The sequence below is a fragment of the Ligilactobacillus faecis genome (genome assembly GCF_029889745.1).
Taxonomy (GTDB): Bacteria; Bacillota; Bacilli; order Lactobacillales; family Lactobacillaceae; genus Ligilactobacillus; species Ligilactobacillus faecis.
Map to the genome: position 1 here is coordinate 1,745,663 of NZ_CP123639.1, position 16,501 is coordinate 1,762,163.

Sequence of the window (16,501 nt, forward strand, 5' to 3'; positions counted from 1 at the left end):
TTCAGTGGATCAATTTATTCTAGATAAGTTAGTAGAGAACTTCCCAGGGAAAATAGTTCGTAAAGACTTAACAAAAAAGATCAAAGAAGGAGCCAATGTTCCAGTTTATGTATTAGAGTATTTGCTTGGAATGTACGCTTCTTCATTAGATGAAGCACTGGTAGAAAAGGGAGTCGAAAATGTAAAAAATATTTTGTCCCGCAATTATGTTCGACCAGATGAGGCTGAGAAAATAAAAGCAAAAATTCGTGAAAATGGTAGCTATACAGTTATTGATAAAGTCAGTGTCTCACTAAATGAATGGCAGGATCAGTATGAAGCGGAGTTTTCTAATTTAGGTTTACGTGGTGTTCGTATTAGCAACGAATATCTTCAGAAATATGATCGTTTATTAGGAGGCGGGATTTGGTGTATCATTCAAATGGAATATCAATTTGATGAAAATGATCCAGTAAATTCTCCATTTATTGTTAAGAAAATAGATCCTATCCAAATGCCAAAATTAGATATCGCAGAATTTAAAAAAAGCCGTGAATCTTTTACAGAAGAAGAATGGATTACTGTTCTTCTGCGTTCTATCGGTATGGAACCAACTGAATTTGATGAACGAGTTAAGTGGTTGCATTTAGCTAGATTAGTTCCATTAGTTGAGAATAACTTTAATTTATGTGAGTTGGGTCCACGAGGTACTGGAAAATCACATGTCTATAAAGAAATATCTCCCAATTCTATTTTAGTGTCTGGAGGGCAAACTACAGTAGCTAATCTATTTTATAACATGGCACGACGAACGATGGGATTGGTTGGCCTGTGGGATACAGTTGCATTTGATGAAGTTGCGGGTATAAATGTAAAGGATGGAGATTTAGTTCAAATAATGAAAGACTATATGGCTTCAGGATCATTTGCTCGTGGAAAAGAGGAAAAAAATGCTTCTGCCTCAATGGTATTTGTTGGGAATATTAATCAAAGTGTAGATGCTTTGTTAAAAACTTCAAATTTGTTTGAACCATTTCCAGAAAAAATGGGGATGGACTCGGCATTTCTCGATAGAATTCACTGCTATCTTCCGGGATGGGAAATCCCTAAGTATCGTCCTAATTTCTTTACAAACGATTATGGCTTGATTACTGATTATTTTTCAGAAGTAATGAGGGAGTTACGTAAAACAACATACAGTGACGCCATTGAAAAGTATTTTAGATTTGGATCTCAGCTAAACCAAAGAGATACAATAGCTGTTAAAAAAATGGTATCAGGATTGATAAAATTAGTATACCCACATGGTGTTTTTGGAAAAGAAGAAGTTGAAAAATGTCTAAAATTTTCGTTGGAGATGCGACGAAGGGTTAAAGAGCAACTTAAAAAAATTGGTGGAATGGAATTCTTTGATGTAAATTTATCCTATATTGATCTAAAAGATAATCGTGAAGAGTATGTCTCTGTCCCCGAACAAGATAATGAAAATTTGATTCCAGAAGGAATTGGAAAACCTGGTCATGTATATTCTATTTCAACTGGTAATGGGGGAAGAGTTGGAACGTTTAAGCTTGAAACTCAAATTGTCACAGGAAATGGAAAGTTCAAGGCGATAGGTTTGGGAAGCGATATGACCGCTAAGGAAAAAGCGTATTCGGCATATAAGTATTTAAATGCAAATGCTGGAGCGATTAGTTCGCAAATAACGACAACTAAACATGATTTTGTGGTTAATGTGCAAGATTTAAATGGCATAGGCAATCCGAAAGCTTTAACTTTATCGACAACGATAGCATTGTGTTCAGCAATCTTAAAAAGACCTGTTATCTCAAGTGTAGTTATTTTAGGTGATATTACAATTGGGGGAACACTTATAAAAGTAACTAACTTTGCGGATATGATGCAAGTTGCACATGATGTTGGTGCTAAGAAAATTCTTGTACCTACATTAAACAAAGGTGATCTAGCCGATGTTCCAACAGAGATAATGGCAACTAATATTATCTTTTATGATACGCCAGAGAGTGCAGTGTTTAAGGCATTGGGTGTAGAGTAAATCTTATTACTGATATGAAACTAGTACTAGATAAGTTATTAATGTCTAGTACTATTTCTAGTATATTTAAATAGTAAGGTATAGACACTTAATTAATTTTTAGATACTAATTTCAATTAAAACATGCTATCTTGTAAGTGAAAGTAATCCCTAAGAGCTAGATAAAGAAAGTGTGATTGCTATGAGTAAAAATCGTTATTTGCATAAATACTATTTGACGATCACTTTTACGTTGTTGGCCTTGCTCTTTTCATGGCCATTGATCAATGATCTACCGAAATACCTCTTTTTTGTTGCTTTTAATTTTGGCATTGCTTTGAGTAGTGAGACTCTAGTCGCTCGTGCGTATCCTGTTGATTCAAGGACTTATGATCTTACTAAAGGGATCTTAGCACTTTTGCAGTTGATATTTGCAAGTACGTTTCTTTACTTTTGGATGATTTAAATCAATATGGAAAGGGGCTAGTTGTGATCGTAACTAGTCTTTTTCTAAATGTCATCTAGAGCCTGAAAAAAGTAACAGCAGATTTAGGAGTCAATAAATTTTAATTGAAAAAAATATTACACAATGTTATCATTACATATGAAAAAGGAGCTAGTAGCTGCAACTACTAACTCCGGACGTGGATTATTAAAAGTATTGGTTGAGGCTAATCATGATTGTTATAATCGTGATTGGCTTTTTTTATTATCATATAAGCATGAGCGATACTTAGTGACAGCTCTGAAAAGCTGTGCACTAGTCTTGGCAATGCTATGATAATATAGACGACAAGCAAATCCCAACCTCTACTCTTATCCTAGTTATCAATCTAGTCACTCCCTCCATGGATTATTAAAGGCGAAAAAGGATGACTATACTTCTAACTAGTCCACTAAATCAACTATAAGGGGAGCGACCCCTTGTACATTGATCTACAATGATTATGATAGAAAAAGTTAGTTAATGCAAGGGTGGTAGTTATTTTTTTATTTGATGATTTTTGTTGATTTTCATCAAATAACATGAAAATCTGATCACAATTGGTATATACGGCGTGATTTTTTATTTTAGCAAATTGGAACCCGATTTTTGCGTGGATCCCGATCGAAACAATGATCTATGAAAATCAAGAAGAATATTATAAAGTTTTAGCGATCGCTGATTTTCAAAATGATTCGGATGTATTTATCGATTTTATGTTAGATATGATCCTTAAAACACTTATCGCTTATAAAATGAGCGATAAATTCGAAGTTAAACTCCCACCAGAACTTACGGGAACTGAAACTCAAGTTTATCTGTTGCTCAGAAAATATCTATTGACGCATAAAGAAATAACAACAGCTATTGCTACAAAATTAGTGAAAAAGTCGGCCTCTACTGTTAGAAAACATATGGCAACCTTAGTAGTACTGGGATTATTAGAGGCCCATGGAAGTAATCGCAATCGAGTTTATTCTTTAAAAAATAAAGAGAGATCCTGCTATATAAAGTATGAACAAATGTAATCAAACGTGTCGAATGATTACATTTGAGAAAGAAATATAGCTTTTCCTTTCCTAATTTTATTTACTACCGTCAATGCTAGTATTCCCATATCCTAACTAGAGGGTAATGACATTGACTAGCTCTGATAGCTTTAGGGTGTAGCCCACCCCGTTATCTTTTTTAGTTTAATAAAGCTAAAAGATTAGCTACTGCATTTTCATCTCGATCCATGATCGCACCACATTCATAACAAATATATTCGTTATGCTTAGTTCTATGCTTTTGATTACCATTGAGACCGACTTTATCTTCACCAGCCTTAATGAAGCCACACTTAGAACAACATTGCGTGCTCGGATAGTATTTATCGGCTAAGACTACTTTTTTACCATACCAGTTGCACTTATAAGTTAATGCTTGTCTAAAGTAGCCAAATAATGAACGTTGAAGTCCTTTAGAGGCAACATGTGTCATTTGCATTTTTTTGACATCTAGATCTTCTATTATGATCTGGTCGTAATTAGTGACTAACTCAGTGGTGAATTTTTGGATGATATCATGTTGAATGTTAGCCACTTTACGATAATCACGTTGTAACTTGGCTCTCGTCTTAACGTAATTATTTGTTTTAGTAGCTTTATTCCCATTAACCACACGTTTTTTAGCTAATTTTCTTTGATAATACTTGATACGTTTATAAAGTCGTTTCAAATTACTTGGCAAAGTATTGATCTTACCGTCTGTGTAGTTTAAATGTCCGACATTGACGTCAACGGCTGAGTTCTTACCAGTCTTGATCTTCTTTTTTATCTCGACTTCAAAAGGCAAACTCGCCCAGTACTTACCATTTTCACGATAAATTGAAACAACTTTTAATTCACCTTCTAAGTTCTTAGCACCTTTGAATCTAATATCATACCAAATTTTGATCCCTCGAGGTTTATCTAGACGTAACTTTCCCGCAACGATCTTAGCCCGATCAGTTTTAAAACCTTGTCTAGGAGCTTTCTTGGACTTAAATTTTGGCTTGCCCCAATCAGGTTGGGATCTATCAAAGAAACTTTTCCAAGCCTTACCTAGATCAGAGATCGCTAATTGTAAACAACGAGCTGACAACAAATATTGCCAATCTTCTTTATTGGCTACTAATTCATCACGAACTTTGCGTTCACTAGGTCTAGCTTTCTTGTCGTCTAAAATCAACGAGCTATCGTACATATCATTCCATAGAGCTAGACCTTGATTCCAACAGTATCTACGATAGTCACATAAGTCATCGAGAACTTTTCTCATGGCTTGATTTGGATAAAGTCTTACTTTTTGAGTTCTTATCATCACCTTCACCACCTTCAAAGACTTGTCATTTTTTAATTTACTTTTTTACATAAGTCATATAAGCGACAAGAAAAGTCATGTACAATGCTTACTAAATCATTTTTCTGACTATGTGTTGATATTCTAGCATATTACTTGTCGATTAGCAGGAGTAATGAACTTTTAAAGTTCTAAGATATAATACTTATCACACATTTTATTTTTTCTATAGGTGCTATATCATATTTGAATATGTTTTAATACGTTTTTAGCAACACCATTCGATCGTAAATTTGCAATTAGTTCAAGCTTTAGCATTAAATGAATCAGTACAATCAACACGTATTGAAGGTACTCAAGTAACATTTGCCGATATGATCGATGATGTTGCCAAAAGAAACAAACGATCTGAAGTGTTAGAAGTTACAAACTATCAAAAAGCGTTAGAATTAGGTATAGATTTGATCCAAGCTAATAATCCAATCACTTCTAGAATGATTCGCCGCTTGCATTCAGAGTTGATGTCAAATAACGCAAGAGGAACAACCTCATCAGCTGGTGAATTTAGAAAAGTGCCTAATTTTATTGGACCAACAAATAAAATCGAAGATGCCGTATATATTCCGATCGATGCTAATCTAATACCTGAATATATAACTAATCTAGAGTATTATATCAATGGTGAAAGCCATCGTACTTTGAAACGCTCTATAAGTAGCAATGAAACATTGTTAGATAGTACCACTAATCCTTTATTAAAAATTGGTATTATTCATGCTCAATTTGAATCGATACATCCGTTTTTAGACGGTAATGGTCGTATGGGGCGAATTTTGATCGTTTTAGCAGCTATGCTTTTTGGCGTAACTGATTATCCGATTTTCTTTGTAAGTGAGCAGTTGGAGAAACAACGAATCAGATATTACAATGCGTTAAATGGTGTTAGGGGAGCTGATCCAGATTGGTATACGTGGCTTGATTTCTTTATTTCAGCTGTTGACTTAATGACAGATGAGCTTTTGTCTAAGTTAAAGAGAATAGATGATTTAGCTCGAAAGGGAATGCAGTTGATCGGAGATAAATCAACGATCAAGAGAATTTGGCTTGCAATGAACCATATGCTACCGTTCAAGAAATAGCTCAGCAGTTAAATATAGCAACCTCAACTGCAAGAATAAATCTCAATAAGTTAGTTGATTTACATCTAATAGATGTTGATCGCGCTAAGAAAAAAATAAAGTGTACGTCAATTACGACCTACTCTCGATATTAAATTAAAAAATTCCAATATTGAAATATACATCCATAACTAAAAATTTCTTTTTATCGCTCGCTTTTTGCGCGATAAACTTTCCACACAAAAACCGGCTAGTCTGAAAGTTATTTTCGACTAGCCGGTTTTTACTATACGTATTGTTGTAAAAATTTGGATACTTTATCTTTTTGAGTGTTGATCAAGCTGATCCGAGCTTTGATCGCATTTTGGTCCATCTTGATCTCACGCGCTAAGTCAGGGCGTTCTGCCATCGGAGCAAAGAAGGCAGTGAATTCACTGAGATCTTTATCTGAAGCAAAAGTCCGTCCGATCACAGTGAGATAACTTGCAAATTCCATATCGCCTCCGACAGTTTCTTCGAGCCACGGCCACTCGGTCTTGAACCATGTCCACGCAAGTTCTTTTCCAACTGGGTTAGCTAGCACACCGGCAAACCACATCCGGAGATCTTGCGGTTTGATGAGTTCGGCATTTTTGAAGTTTTGAATAAGTCTGCTCAATTCTTCTTTTGTCGTAAATGCAACTAACGCTCGTTGCAAGTCAGTTTTGTAACTACCATCAGTAGCTGTTTGATACTCTTTGAGTAGAGTCGTTAAAAGCTCTGGTGTCCCGAAGTTTACGACTTCATTTTTCAAAACGACAGCGCGGATATCTGCAGCAAGTTTTTGCCAAGCATCAGTATTTTGCTTAAAGAGTTCGTGTAAAGCTTCGACTGTCTGGTGATCTTTAGCAAAGACGGCTGTTTGTAAGATAAGTGGACGCAGTAAAGTATCATCAGTTGGTTCACCTGCTTTTTTCGTTAAGCCTAACCGCTTCAAATGAGGAGCACATAATGCAACGCCAAAGTTTTTCAAGGCTTTTGCATCAGGATCGACAAAGCGTTTTAAGCTAAAGAAGATCTCGTATAAAACGTCATTGACGATAAAGGCTTTTCGTGCTTTAAAGCTTGGTAAGAGTTCAAGCAACGCATCATAGTCGAGCTGTTGGCCTTTTGCTAGTAAGAAGTTATCTTGCAGAAGCTGAAAGGCTGTGATCGCATCTAATTGTTCAACGTGTTCTAAAAGTTCATGGCGTAGCGTCTCATCGTATTTAACGATGTAATGAGCCTCATTTTTTAAGTTGAGTAAAAATGGGCTTGGCATGTTAGGATCTTGTTTGGCATCAGCGACGACGAGTGTTTTTTCTGACATCAAAGCCGGTAAGGCGGCGTAGTTGCTCTTTAGTGGGATCTGCCAAAGTTTTTTTGAAGAGTGCGTTTTGTCATTGAAAAATTGTTGTTGCTCTAAGCGTAAAGCACCGTCAGTAAGCTTGGCCGATACGACCGGATAGCCAGCTTGCTCGAGCCAAGGGCGCATGATCTGACCGATCGCTTTTCCTGAAGCTTCTTCGAGCGCCTCCCACAGATCAGCCCCCGTAGCATTAGCATATCGGAATTTAGCAAAATAGTTTTTCAAGCCGACGCGTAAAGCCTCATCCCCGATCAAAGCCCGGACCATGACTAATAAACGTGAACCTTTAGCGTACACGATCGCCCCGTCAAAGAGAGAATCGATCTCAGCTGGATCTGCGACCTCAACGTGAACTGGTTGGACGCCTGCTGTAGCATCGCGTTCAAGTGCTAGAGGTGTTTCTGAGATCTGGAATGTCTCCCAAATATGCCATTCTGGGAAGAGCGCATCAAGTGCAACGTACATCATCATATTGGCAAAACTTTCATTCAACCAAAGATCATCCCACCACTGCATCGTGACGAGATCACCGAACCATTGGTGGGCTAACTCGTGTGCGATCACTAAAGCAACCCGTTGTTTGACGGGTAAAGTCGTATTATCGGGATCAACTAAGAGCAAAGCTTCGCGATATGTCACAAGCCCCCAGTTTTCCATCGCTCCGGCTGAAAAATCAGGCAGAGCGAGTTGATACGAATGAGGGAGCGGATAAGGAGTTTCATAGTAAGCTTCAAAGAATTCGATCGAGCGTTTCGCCACATCTAAAGCAAAATCGAGTTCTTTTGGTGCATGAGCTTTAGTTGAGAAAGCTCCGATCGTCACTCCAGAGCTTGTTTTAGTCGTTTTAGCATTCAATTCCCCAAACGCAAAGGCGACAAGATAAGTCGACATCTTTTTAGTTGTTTCAAAATGATGGACGCCTGCAACACAGCTAGTCTCGGGCATATTGCTCAAGATGGTTTCTCCTGGGTGTTCATCAAACTTCAATGAAAGAGAAAACGTCGCTTTAGCAGCGGGTTCATCGACACAGACAAATGCTTGGCGGGCTGCATCTGTTTCAAATTGCGTGCCGATCAGTTGCTTTGTTTCACCGTCAAGTTCATAGTAGGACGGATAGATCCCCATCATCGTATCTGTCAGCTTAGCCGAGTAAGTGACTTCGATCACATGCTGTCCTAGCTCTGTATGTAAGATCAAGGCGTCTAAAGCTTCGTCCAGTTCAAAGAAAGTTGGTTTATTATCGATCAAAACTTCGGTGATCGCTAGATCTTTTTGGTGTAAAGCGATCGTCTGGGCGTTAGCTTCACCAGTCACTGTTGTTTTACCGTGAAAAATTTTCTTTTTGCGGTCGATATCTAAAAAGATCTCGTAGTTTGTAGGTTTGAATAGCTCGTAAAAACGGGTAGTTTTATCCATCGTGTCACCTTCTTCATTTAGATACGGATATTATAAGCTTTTTTTTAAGAAATTGTAAACAAAAAGGCTAGTCCTCACTTAGAAACTAGCCTTAATGTTAGTAATATTTTTTTAGTTGTGCTTCAAAGCTCAAAAGCTCAGGGGATAAAAGGTAAGGCGCTTGTTGTAATTCGACGATCGAACGACAACCAACTAGCGCCATCACACTTTTGAGCTCAGCTTTTAAGTTTTCGATCCGTTTGATCAAGCCACCGACATCTTCTTTAAGTAGGATATGCAAAAATTCACCTGAGATCCCAACGTTATCTGCGCCTAAAGCCAGACATTTGGCGATATCGAGCGCATTTCTGATCCCACCAGAAGCAGTCAAAGAAAAATCAGCGTGGTAAGGTTTAGCACCGAGTAAAGTTTCTGCTGTCGTCAAACCAAATCCGGCTAAAAACATATGATCTTTTTCTTTGCGGCGCTCATTTTCGATCGTGATAAAATTTGTTCCACCTTTGCCCGAAAGGTCTAAATATTTGACGCCGGCCGCCTTTAATTTAGGTAAAGCTAAAGGCGAGATCCCACCACCGACTTCTTTGACTAAAAGAGGCTGGGGAAGTTTTGCTTGGACTTCTTTGATATTGTCTAAAGCATAAAAACTCCGATCTCCTTCAGGCATCGTCAGCTCTTGGGCCACATTGACATGGAGTTCTAAAGCATCAGCTTCTAACATCTCTAAGGCACGTAAACAATTTTCCAAAGAATGTTCTGCGCCTAAATTACTTAAAAGTAACGTCTTAGGACCAGCCAGTTTGCGCATCTTTTTAAAGCCAGCTTCCGCTTCTGGAAAACGTAAAGCAATACTTTGAGAACCAACTGCTAAAGGTAAGCCAGTTTCTTTTGCGACTTTAGCTAATTTAAAATTGAGTTTATCTGTTTCTTTACTTCCACCTGTCATCGCATTGATAAAGAAAGGGGCTTCGATCTTTTGACCAAGGAAAGTCGTTGAGATATCGATCTCGTTTAAAGCGATCTCAGGCAATGTTTGGGGGAGCAGACGGACTTGTTCTAGACCATTAGTTGCATTTATTTGATATTGTTTTTCAGCGATAAAAACATGTTCATCTTTACGATGGGCGTGCTTATCCATTGGCTCCACCTCCTTTAGCAGTATAGACATTGATCAAAAGTGGGGTGATATCGAGTTTTTTCCATGTTTGATAAAGCTCTTTATAAGGTAGACTTTTATCGACTATTGCGATCCCACAATCGCCACCACCAGCGCCCGAAGTTTTAGCTTGACCGCCAAAAGTTTGAGTACTTGTGATCAAAGCTCGTAATACAGGCGTTTCGATCGGAGTTTGTGTCAACTGAGCTAGACCTTGTAAAAGTTGGCGGTTATGTGCGATCTCAGCTTGAAAGGCCTCCAAAGAATCAGTCTCACATGCGTGGATCATCTTTTCGACACACTCTTTACTAGCTTGCAAAAATTGGGCATACGTCAAGGATGAATTTTTCTTTGAGTGGTCGACTTGATCGACTAATTTAGCAGTCGACGCTGGCGTTTTTGTCCAACCGATCAATAACCGCAAAGCACTTGGAGGTGTTAAACGCTTGATCTTTAGTTTCGGCCAGGGACGGTGCAAAAGTTCATTTAAAGAATATTGTTCTAAAGCTTTTAAAAGCCAGGAGCGATCGCAAGAATAGTAGGCGAGCCAACCGGTGAAACTACTGGCGGCAATATCCCCAAGTGAACCATTTTTTTGGACTGAGTAATGCGCTAAGGCTGCTAATTTAAAAGTTTCAAGTGCAGTGAGCGTGACTCCATAAAAGGCAGCGATAGCTTTGACGGTTGCCACCGTCACTGCCGCTGAAGAACCAAGACCGTACTTTTTGCCGTCTGGGCTATCAAGATCGCTGTCAAAATGTAATGTGAAATGTTTTAATGTGATACCTTGTTCAGAGAGGTAACGTTCAGTAAAGTCTAAGGCAGTCGTCACATAGGCAAATTCTTTTGTATCACCTAGAAAATGAGCTTGACCGTCAACATGGTGCCACGTCACTTTTTTAGTGGGGAGTTGCCTAGAAGTGATCTCGCCACCTTGCTCAGCTTCTTTGATCTTGGCATAGACGAACTGATCGACTGCAATTAAAAGGGCAGGGTGACCTGATTTGACTACAGCATATTCACCTGCGATATAAAGTTTTCCAGGAGCTTTGACAGTAAGCAAAAGATCAATTCCTTTCTAAGAGCGTTGCTCCAGGGCCTGGAGCGGAGACTAAAAGTTGCTCTGCTCTAAAATGTTGTTTTAATTTAGCTAAGATCGTCTCGAGATCTTGACCTTGACAGATAACTTTGACGTTTGGACCAGCATCCATCGTATAGTAACAAGCGATCCCATCTGCGCGTAATTGTTCGACAGCTTGCATCGCTTCTAAGCTTTCTGGTTCAAAGTAGTTGAAATGCGGATCAGCACTGAGATTTAGGGCGTGCATCTTCATCGCACTTTTCTCAGCTAAAGTTCCCATTTTGACAAAATCTTCTTGCAAGATCGCATCTTTGATCAAAGCGAGATCTTGTTCGGTACTTTCGACCCAAGCTGGGTAATATGGAGAAGTTTGGACGACATGTTGCATCCCAAAACGCGAGGAGATCTTCTTTTTAGCAGCGTTGATCACGATCGCGATCATTTTGATATCCCAAGTCGGCGCTTCGATAAAAGGTTTAGCAAAAGAACTCTGATCATCATCGCCTTTTTGCCATTCGACAAAACCACCATAGATCGAACGACAGGCTGAACCCGATCCACGTCGTGCTAAACGTGAAAGTTCAGTCTTATTTAATTTAAGCCCGGCAGCTGTGCTAGCAGCTAACGCTAAAGCAGCATAAGCTGAAGCAGAAGAGGCTAGTCCAGCCATCGTTGGGACATGGTTGACTGAAATGACTCGGGCGGGCAGATCTAAGCCACTTTTTTGGCGGACTAGATCAAGAAAGGCACTGACTTTTGTCGCTTCACAGGCTTTACCATTCAAAGAAAAGTGATCTTTTGTCAAATTCTCATCAAATTGGACTGTCGTATCGGTATAAAAGTGATCAAGTGTCAAAGAAAGTGAACTATTTTGGGGAATGATCAATTTTTCGTCTTTTTTGCCCCAATATTTGATGAGCGCGATATTTGTATGAGCGCGCGCTGTTATTTTAGCAGTTTGCATAGTCAGTTCCTTTCTCTTGTGACAAAGGTTCGATCCACGCTGAGATCGCACCATTTTCAAGTAAAATTTGGGCTAAATGTTTAGCTTCGGCTTGATCAGAGACTAAGCAGATAAAGCAGCCTCCACGACCGCCCCCAGTCAATTTTGCGCCTAAAGCACCACTTTCTTTAGCAAGGGCGATCAGTTCGTCAAGTTTAGCGTTACTTACACCAAGTGCTTTCAAATGGCTTTGTGCCTGATCTAACAGTTGACCAAGTCCGATGACGTCATTTGTGGCTAAGGCTACTTTAGCTTTATGAGCTAAGGCGCCTAACGCATCTAAATGAGCGGCCGTTTTTTCATGATCATTTTGGAGCGCTTCTTTGACAGCTAAGATCGCTTCAGAAGTCTGACCTTTGATCCCGCTATCGCAGATCACAAGGTAAGCATCCATTGCGATCGGGATCGAGGTGATCTCTTGGTCACGGATCAGCCAGATCGGTGTTTCAGAGGCACTTGTCGCTGCATCGAGACCACTTGGATTTTTATGGGTTTCTTTTTCAGCGATATTAGCTAGACTAAGGAGCTTTGTATGCTCAAGGGGAAAGTTGAGTAGTTGGGCTAAAGCCCGGACGATCGCGATCGCAACTGAAGCAGACGAACCCATCCCGCGTTCGATCGGAAGCTCACTTTCAACTTTTAAAGTTAGACCTTGAGTACTGTTATTTTGCACTAAAATGTATTCGACTAAACGTTTGATCCCGTTCATAAATGGTGGGACTTGTGCGAGTGGTCCCGTATAATAACGACTTTCTAAGATCAGTTGATCATCATTTCGAAAACTTGCTTGGACTGTTGTTTTTAAAGTTTTTAAAGGTAAAGCGATCGCTGGATGTCCGTAAACAACAGAATGTTCACCAAGCAAAATGATCTTTGCATGACTAGTCCCAAGACCAAGTTTTTTTCTAGTATCGATCAAAGGAGAGCATCCTTTCTAATATTTATCTTTACGTAAAAATACCATGAAGGTACGTCCAACTTAAATAATAGTTGAAACGGTCAAACTAAATTATACCTGTTTCGTGGCTTGGCTACAAGGGAACTTCTTCTTAGAACATCCCGCCAAAAACATGTGAGAGTGTGGTAAAATTGTTTTCAGAAACGATTTATTTAAAGCGGTGATGATATGACTAAGTCAAAAACTTATGCAGTAGTCGATCTGGAGATGACAAACCCAACTTTAGATGGTAGTGGTCGGATCATCCAGTTTAGCTGCACTTTTATTGAAAAGGGACAGATCACAGATACATTTAGTACTTTGATCGATCCTCAATTACCGATCCCACCTGAAGTTCAAAAACTTACAGGGATCAATAATAATGATGTTCGCAAAGCACCGTTATTTATCGATGTTGCTGAAACGATCTATGCGTTATTACAAGATACAGTTTTTGTAGCGCATAATATCATGCAAGATTATCGCTTTTTAAATGCCGAACTAGAACGTGCAGGTTTTCCGCCTTTAGAGTTAAAAGGGATCGATACTGTCCAATTAGCGCAGATCTTATTGCCAACACTCCCGTCCTATCGGTTAGTCGATCTAGGTAAGTATCTCGGGATCGAACATGATCGGCCTCATCAAGCAGATAGTGATACATATGTGACAGCCGAGCTCTTCTTACTTTTACAAAAACGCGCCCAAAAATTACCGGTCGAAACTTTAGCTAAGCTCTGTCAGCTGAGCAGTGCTTTGATCTATGATACGGCTGATTTCTTCAAAGAAGCGTATCGAATCAAGAAAAAAAGTGGAAGTCCACTCTCGCATGAGTTGATGCAAGTTGAAGAGCTGATCATCAGGCGTCCTAGCTTTGTAGCGAAAAGTGAACGCCCCTTAGCGTTTCCTAAAACAAAAGCAGAACAAAAAGAACTTTTTTCAGGGGTGATCGAATGGCGCAAAGAACAAGTCAACTTGATGGAAACGATCGCGACCTTTTTAGATTCTAAAGAAGAAAAGCAATTATTGATCGAAGCACCAACGGGGATGGGCAAAACTTTAGGCTATTTGATCCCAGCTGCTTATACAGCGACTAAAAACAAACGTATCGTGCTCAGTACAGCAACGACTGCTTTACAAATGCAGTTAGCCGATGAGATCAAACAAACACTGACGACGTTGTTGCCTTTTGAAGTCGAGACTGTCATTTTAAAAGGTAATCAACATTACCTAGACCTTGATAAATTTTGGCGTTCTCTCAGTCAACCATATAACAATAATTCGCGTTTATTGCAAATGAAGATCTTAGTGTGGCTTTTGCAGACAAAGACCGGTGATCTAGATGAATTACGCTTGACGACCCAGCAAGATCCGCTTTTTGAAAATGTTGCTCATACTGGTGTCTTAGGGCTCGATAAAGCCAGTTCCTTTTACAGTGTCGATTATTTGCGCTTACGAGCGATCGCACAAAAAAATGCGACGTTTTTAGTTACAAATCATGCTTATCTGTTGAACCACGCGTCTGAATTGGAGACAGATGAATTTGAGTTGATCGTAGACGAAGCTCAAAATCTCCCGCAAGCAGTCATCAAAAATGTGCAGCAAGTACTTGATTTTGATGAGATCAAGATCTTGAGCGATAGTTTGTTAGTCAAGATGGAATCTAAAGTTTCCTTTTCCTTTGCACAACTCATCGAGCAAAAATTTGTGACACAAGAGCAATACCGGCGATTCCAAAAAAATGTGCAGGTCTTGGATCACGTCACTTGGGAGTTGAGACAGCGCTTTATCGAACGCTTTTTACGTTTGAGAAGTGCTGGGATCATAGAATGCCCCCTTTCAAAGAAACGTTTTTTAGGGTTTCTCAAAGAAAATATCGGACTGATCACTAAGATCACTAAAGCGCACATGGCGTTTTTACAAGATATCGTAGCGTTCAAACAACTATTTTTTACTGCTACTAGAACAAAACAACTCGCACAAACGGCAGAGCTATATCTTTTAGATTTTTTTAAACTAGCCGATCAACTAGCCACAAGTTTTTTGGCTTGGGCCAATCTTTCCTTTGAAAAACTTGAGACAAGTACAGATCAACAACTTATTTGGCTCAGTTTGGCATCACAAGAGACTGCCCACTTACGCCTTCATTTTAGCTATTTGGAAGGAGGCGACTTTTTAAAGCAAAATATTTATCGTAAGTTCCAGCATACGATCTTTTTAGGGGCTGGTCTCTTTACAAAAGAGACGCGCGCCTATACGTTACGGCAGCTAGATCTGCCAAAAGAGACGCGTTTACTGAATTTCAAGAGTTCCTTTGACTATGAAAAGCAAGCTACGGCCTTTCTGGTAAAAGATGCGCCTAATGTCTTGCAAACACCTCCTGATCTTTATTTAGACTATTTGGCTCAGACATTGGCAGAATTGACAACGACAAATAAATGTCAAACGATGATCTTATTTAATTCGTTAGATGAGATCACTAAAGTCTATGACCGCTTAGCCACATTGGGTCTGACAAAAGAAAGAGAAATCTTAGCTCAAGGTGTGAATGGTAGTCCTGAAAAGCTCAAGAAACGGTTTGTATTAGACCAAGATAAAAAGGCGATCTTACTTGCAACAGGAACATTTTTTGAAGGAGTCGATCTGCCTGAAAAGTTGTTAGAGTTACTAGTGATCGTACGTTTACCTTTCCAAGCACCAAACACTTTGTTTAATCAAGTGCGCTATGAAAGGGCAAAAGAAAAAGGCTTAGATCCATTTTGGAATATCACAGTCCCAGAAGCTGTTTTACGCTTGAAACAAGGCTTTGGCCGTTTGATCCGAACGCCAAATGATAAAGGCGCGTTTGTTTTATTGGATGAACGGATCTTATCTAAAAGTTATGGTAGCGAATTTATGCAGGTCTTTCCTGAAAAATTACCAATCAAAGTTGTTTTAACAAAAGAGCTAAGTGCACAAGTCAAGGACTTTTTAGCGCTAGCAAAAGAAAATTTTTAAAATAGGTGGTAAACTTGGTATAATTGAAATTAGCTAGGTAATTTTATTAAGTATATAAGGGTGAAAGATATATCAATGGAAAGAAAAATGCGAAGTAGGAAACGTTCCAAGCGGTTACGCATAGTTGGCGGGATCAGCGCTGTTTTATGTGTGATCTTTGTACTTTACAGCCTGGCAGTCTCACCAATGAGAAGAGCTCATGACCAAGCTTTTGAGCTTGCGCAAAAATACGCGTCGTTAAAAGATGATGAAAAATTCTATCACTACAACCGAACGCAAACGTACTATACACTTTTAGGAACAAACAAAAAAGGCCAAAAGATCTATGTGATCGTGGCGCAAAACGGTAAGAAGATCAATATTTACCAAAAAAATGAAGGAGTCAGTGAAGCTAAAGCAAAAGAGGTGGTCAAAAGTTCAGATAAAGTCAAAAAGATCACGCATGTGGCGCTAGGACTTCACAAAAATAAACCTACTTGGGAAGTCAGTTATTTAAATCAATATGGAAATTTATGTTATGACTTGCTTGATTTCAAATCGGGTAAGATCATCAAAACGATCCAAAACATTTAACGATCAAGGGGGATTTTTA

The 16,501-nt window shown here is 39.1% G+C and carries 12 protein-coding genes; 6 read left to right on the forward strand and 6 right to left on the reverse strand.

Annotation, left to right across the window (positions count from 1 at the left end):
* The first annotated feature begins 4 nt into the window (after positions 1–4).
* The 3 genes from brxL to QFX10_RS07925 all read left to right on the forward strand — a co-directional run bounded on the left by brxL (position 5) and on the right by QFX10_RS07925 (position 3,526).
* Entirely contained in the window at positions 5–2,035 is a 2,031-nt protein-coding gene (brxL, locus tag QFX10_RS07915) for a protease Lon-related BREX system protein BrxL (RefSeq protein WP_280605699.1), read from the forward strand.
* Between the two features lie 181 nt (positions 2,036–2,216).
* Positions 2,217–2,480 (forward strand): hypothetical protein, encoded by a 264-nt coding sequence (locus QFX10_RS07920; RefSeq protein WP_280605700.1) that lies wholly within the window; start codon positions 2,217–2,219, stop codon positions 2,478–2,480.
* Positions 2,481–3,130: 650 nt separating this feature from the next.
* On the forward strand, positions 3,131–3,526 hold the full coding sequence (locus QFX10_RS07925) for a Fic family protein (protein ID WP_280605701.1): 396 nt from the start codon (positions 3,131–3,133) through the stop codon (positions 3,524–3,526).
* 160 nt (positions 3,527–3,686) lie between these two features.
* Here QFX10_RS07925 and QFX10_RS07930 read toward each other — a convergent pair whose 3' ends face one another.
* Positions 3,687–4,841, reverse strand: coding sequence for an RNA-guided endonuclease InsQ/TnpB family protein (locus QFX10_RS07930; RefSeq protein ID WP_280607260.1), 1,155 nt, complete (start codon positions 4,839–4,841; stop codon positions 3,687–3,689).
* 272 nt (positions 4,842–5,113) lie between these two features.
* Between QFX10_RS07930 and QFX10_RS07935 the strand changes: the two genes are divergently transcribed.
* On the forward strand, positions 5,114–5,959 hold the full coding sequence (locus tag QFX10_RS07935; RefSeq protein WP_280605702.1) for a Fic family protein: 846 nt from the start codon (positions 5,114–5,116) through the stop codon (positions 5,957–5,959).
* 265 nt (positions 5,960–6,224) lie between these two features.
* On the opposite strand, the gene QFX10_RS07940 is transcribed toward QFX10_RS07935, so the two are convergent.
* The 5 genes from QFX10_RS07940 to mvk all read right to left on the reverse strand — a co-directional run bounded on the left by QFX10_RS07940 (position 6,225) and on the right by mvk (position 12,897).
* Entirely contained in the window at positions 6,225–8,741 is a 2,517-nt protein-coding gene (locus QFX10_RS07940; protein WP_280605703.1) for a M1 family metallopeptidase, read from the reverse strand.
* A 97-nt stretch (positions 8,742–8,838) separates the two neighbouring features.
* Positions 8,839–9,876, reverse strand: coding sequence for a type 2 isopentenyl-diphosphate Delta-isomerase (fni, locus tag QFX10_RS07945; RefSeq protein WP_280605704.1), 1,038 nt, complete (start codon positions 9,874–9,876; stop codon positions 8,839–8,841).
* Entirely contained in the window at positions 9,869–10,957 is a 1,089-nt protein-coding gene (locus tag QFX10_RS07950) for a phosphomevalonate kinase (RefSeq protein ID WP_280605705.1), read from the reverse strand. The genes fni and QFX10_RS07950 overlap by 8 nt, the downstream gene beginning before the upstream one ends.
* 4 nt (positions 10,958–10,961) lie before the next feature.
* Positions 10,962–11,939 carry a diphosphomevalonate decarboxylase gene (gene mvaD, locus QFX10_RS07955; protein ID WP_280605706.1) on the reverse strand — a complete coding sequence of 326 codons (978 nt, stop codon included), beginning with the start codon at positions 11,937–11,939 and terminating at the stop codon, positions 10,962–10,964.
* Entirely contained in the window at positions 11,926–12,897 is a 972-nt protein-coding gene (gene mvk, locus QFX10_RS07960) for a mevalonate kinase (protein ID WP_280605707.1), read from the reverse strand. Before mvk ends, mvaD begins: the two co-directional genes overlap by 14 nt.
* A 207-nt stretch (positions 12,898–13,104) precedes the next feature.
* Between mvk and QFX10_RS07965 the strand changes: the two genes are divergently transcribed.
* Together QFX10_RS07965 and QFX10_RS07970 are read left to right on the forward strand one after the other, a co-directional pair.
* The gene (locus QFX10_RS07965) at positions 13,105–15,909 is read left to right on the forward strand and encodes a helicase C-terminal domain-containing protein (protein ID WP_280605708.1); all 2,805 of its coding nucleotides are present in this window, start codon (positions 13,105–13,107) and stop codon (positions 15,907–15,909) included.
* Between the two features lie 75 nt (positions 15,910–15,984).
* Entirely contained in the window at positions 15,985–16,482 is a 498-nt protein-coding gene (locus tag QFX10_RS07970; RefSeq protein ID WP_280605709.1) for a cell wall elongation regulator TseB-like domain-containing protein, read from the forward strand.
* Positions 16,483–16,501 lie beyond the last annotated feature (19 nt).

What these genes read in the sequence shown, in the direction of transcription:
- QFX10_RS07930 (WP_280607260.1), bottom strand. Translation starts at nt 4,841, where the DNA reads ATGATAAGAACTCAAAAAGTAAGACTTTATCCAAATCAAGCCATGAGA.
- QFX10_RS07940 (WP_280605703.1), bottom strand. Translation starts at nt 8,741, where the DNA reads ATGGATAAAACTACCCGTTTTTACGAGCTATTCAAACCTACAAACTAC.
- QFX10_RS07965 (WP_280605708.1), top strand. Translation starts at nt 13,105, where the DNA reads ATGACTAAGTCAAAAACTTATGCAGTAGTCGATCTGGAGATGACAAAC.
- mvaD (WP_280605706.1), bottom strand. Translation starts at nt 11,939, where the DNA reads ATGCAAACTGCTAAAATAACAGCGCGCGCTCATACAAATATCGCGCTC.
- fni (WP_280605704.1), bottom strand. Translation starts at nt 9,876, where the DNA reads ATGGATAAGCACGCCCATCGTAAAGATGAACATGTTTTTATCGCTGAA.
- QFX10_RS07925 (WP_280605701.1), top strand. Translation starts at nt 3,131, where the DNA reads ATGATCTATGAAAATCAAGAAGAATATTATAAAGTTTTAGCGATCGCT.
- QFX10_RS07970 (WP_280605709.1), top strand. Translation starts at nt 15,985, where the DNA reads ATGGAAAGAAAAATGCGAAGTAGGAAACGTTCCAAGCGGTTACGCATA.
- QFX10_RS07920 (WP_280605700.1), top strand. Translation starts at nt 2,217, where the DNA reads ATGAGTAAAAATCGTTATTTGCATAAATACTATTTGACGATCACTTTT.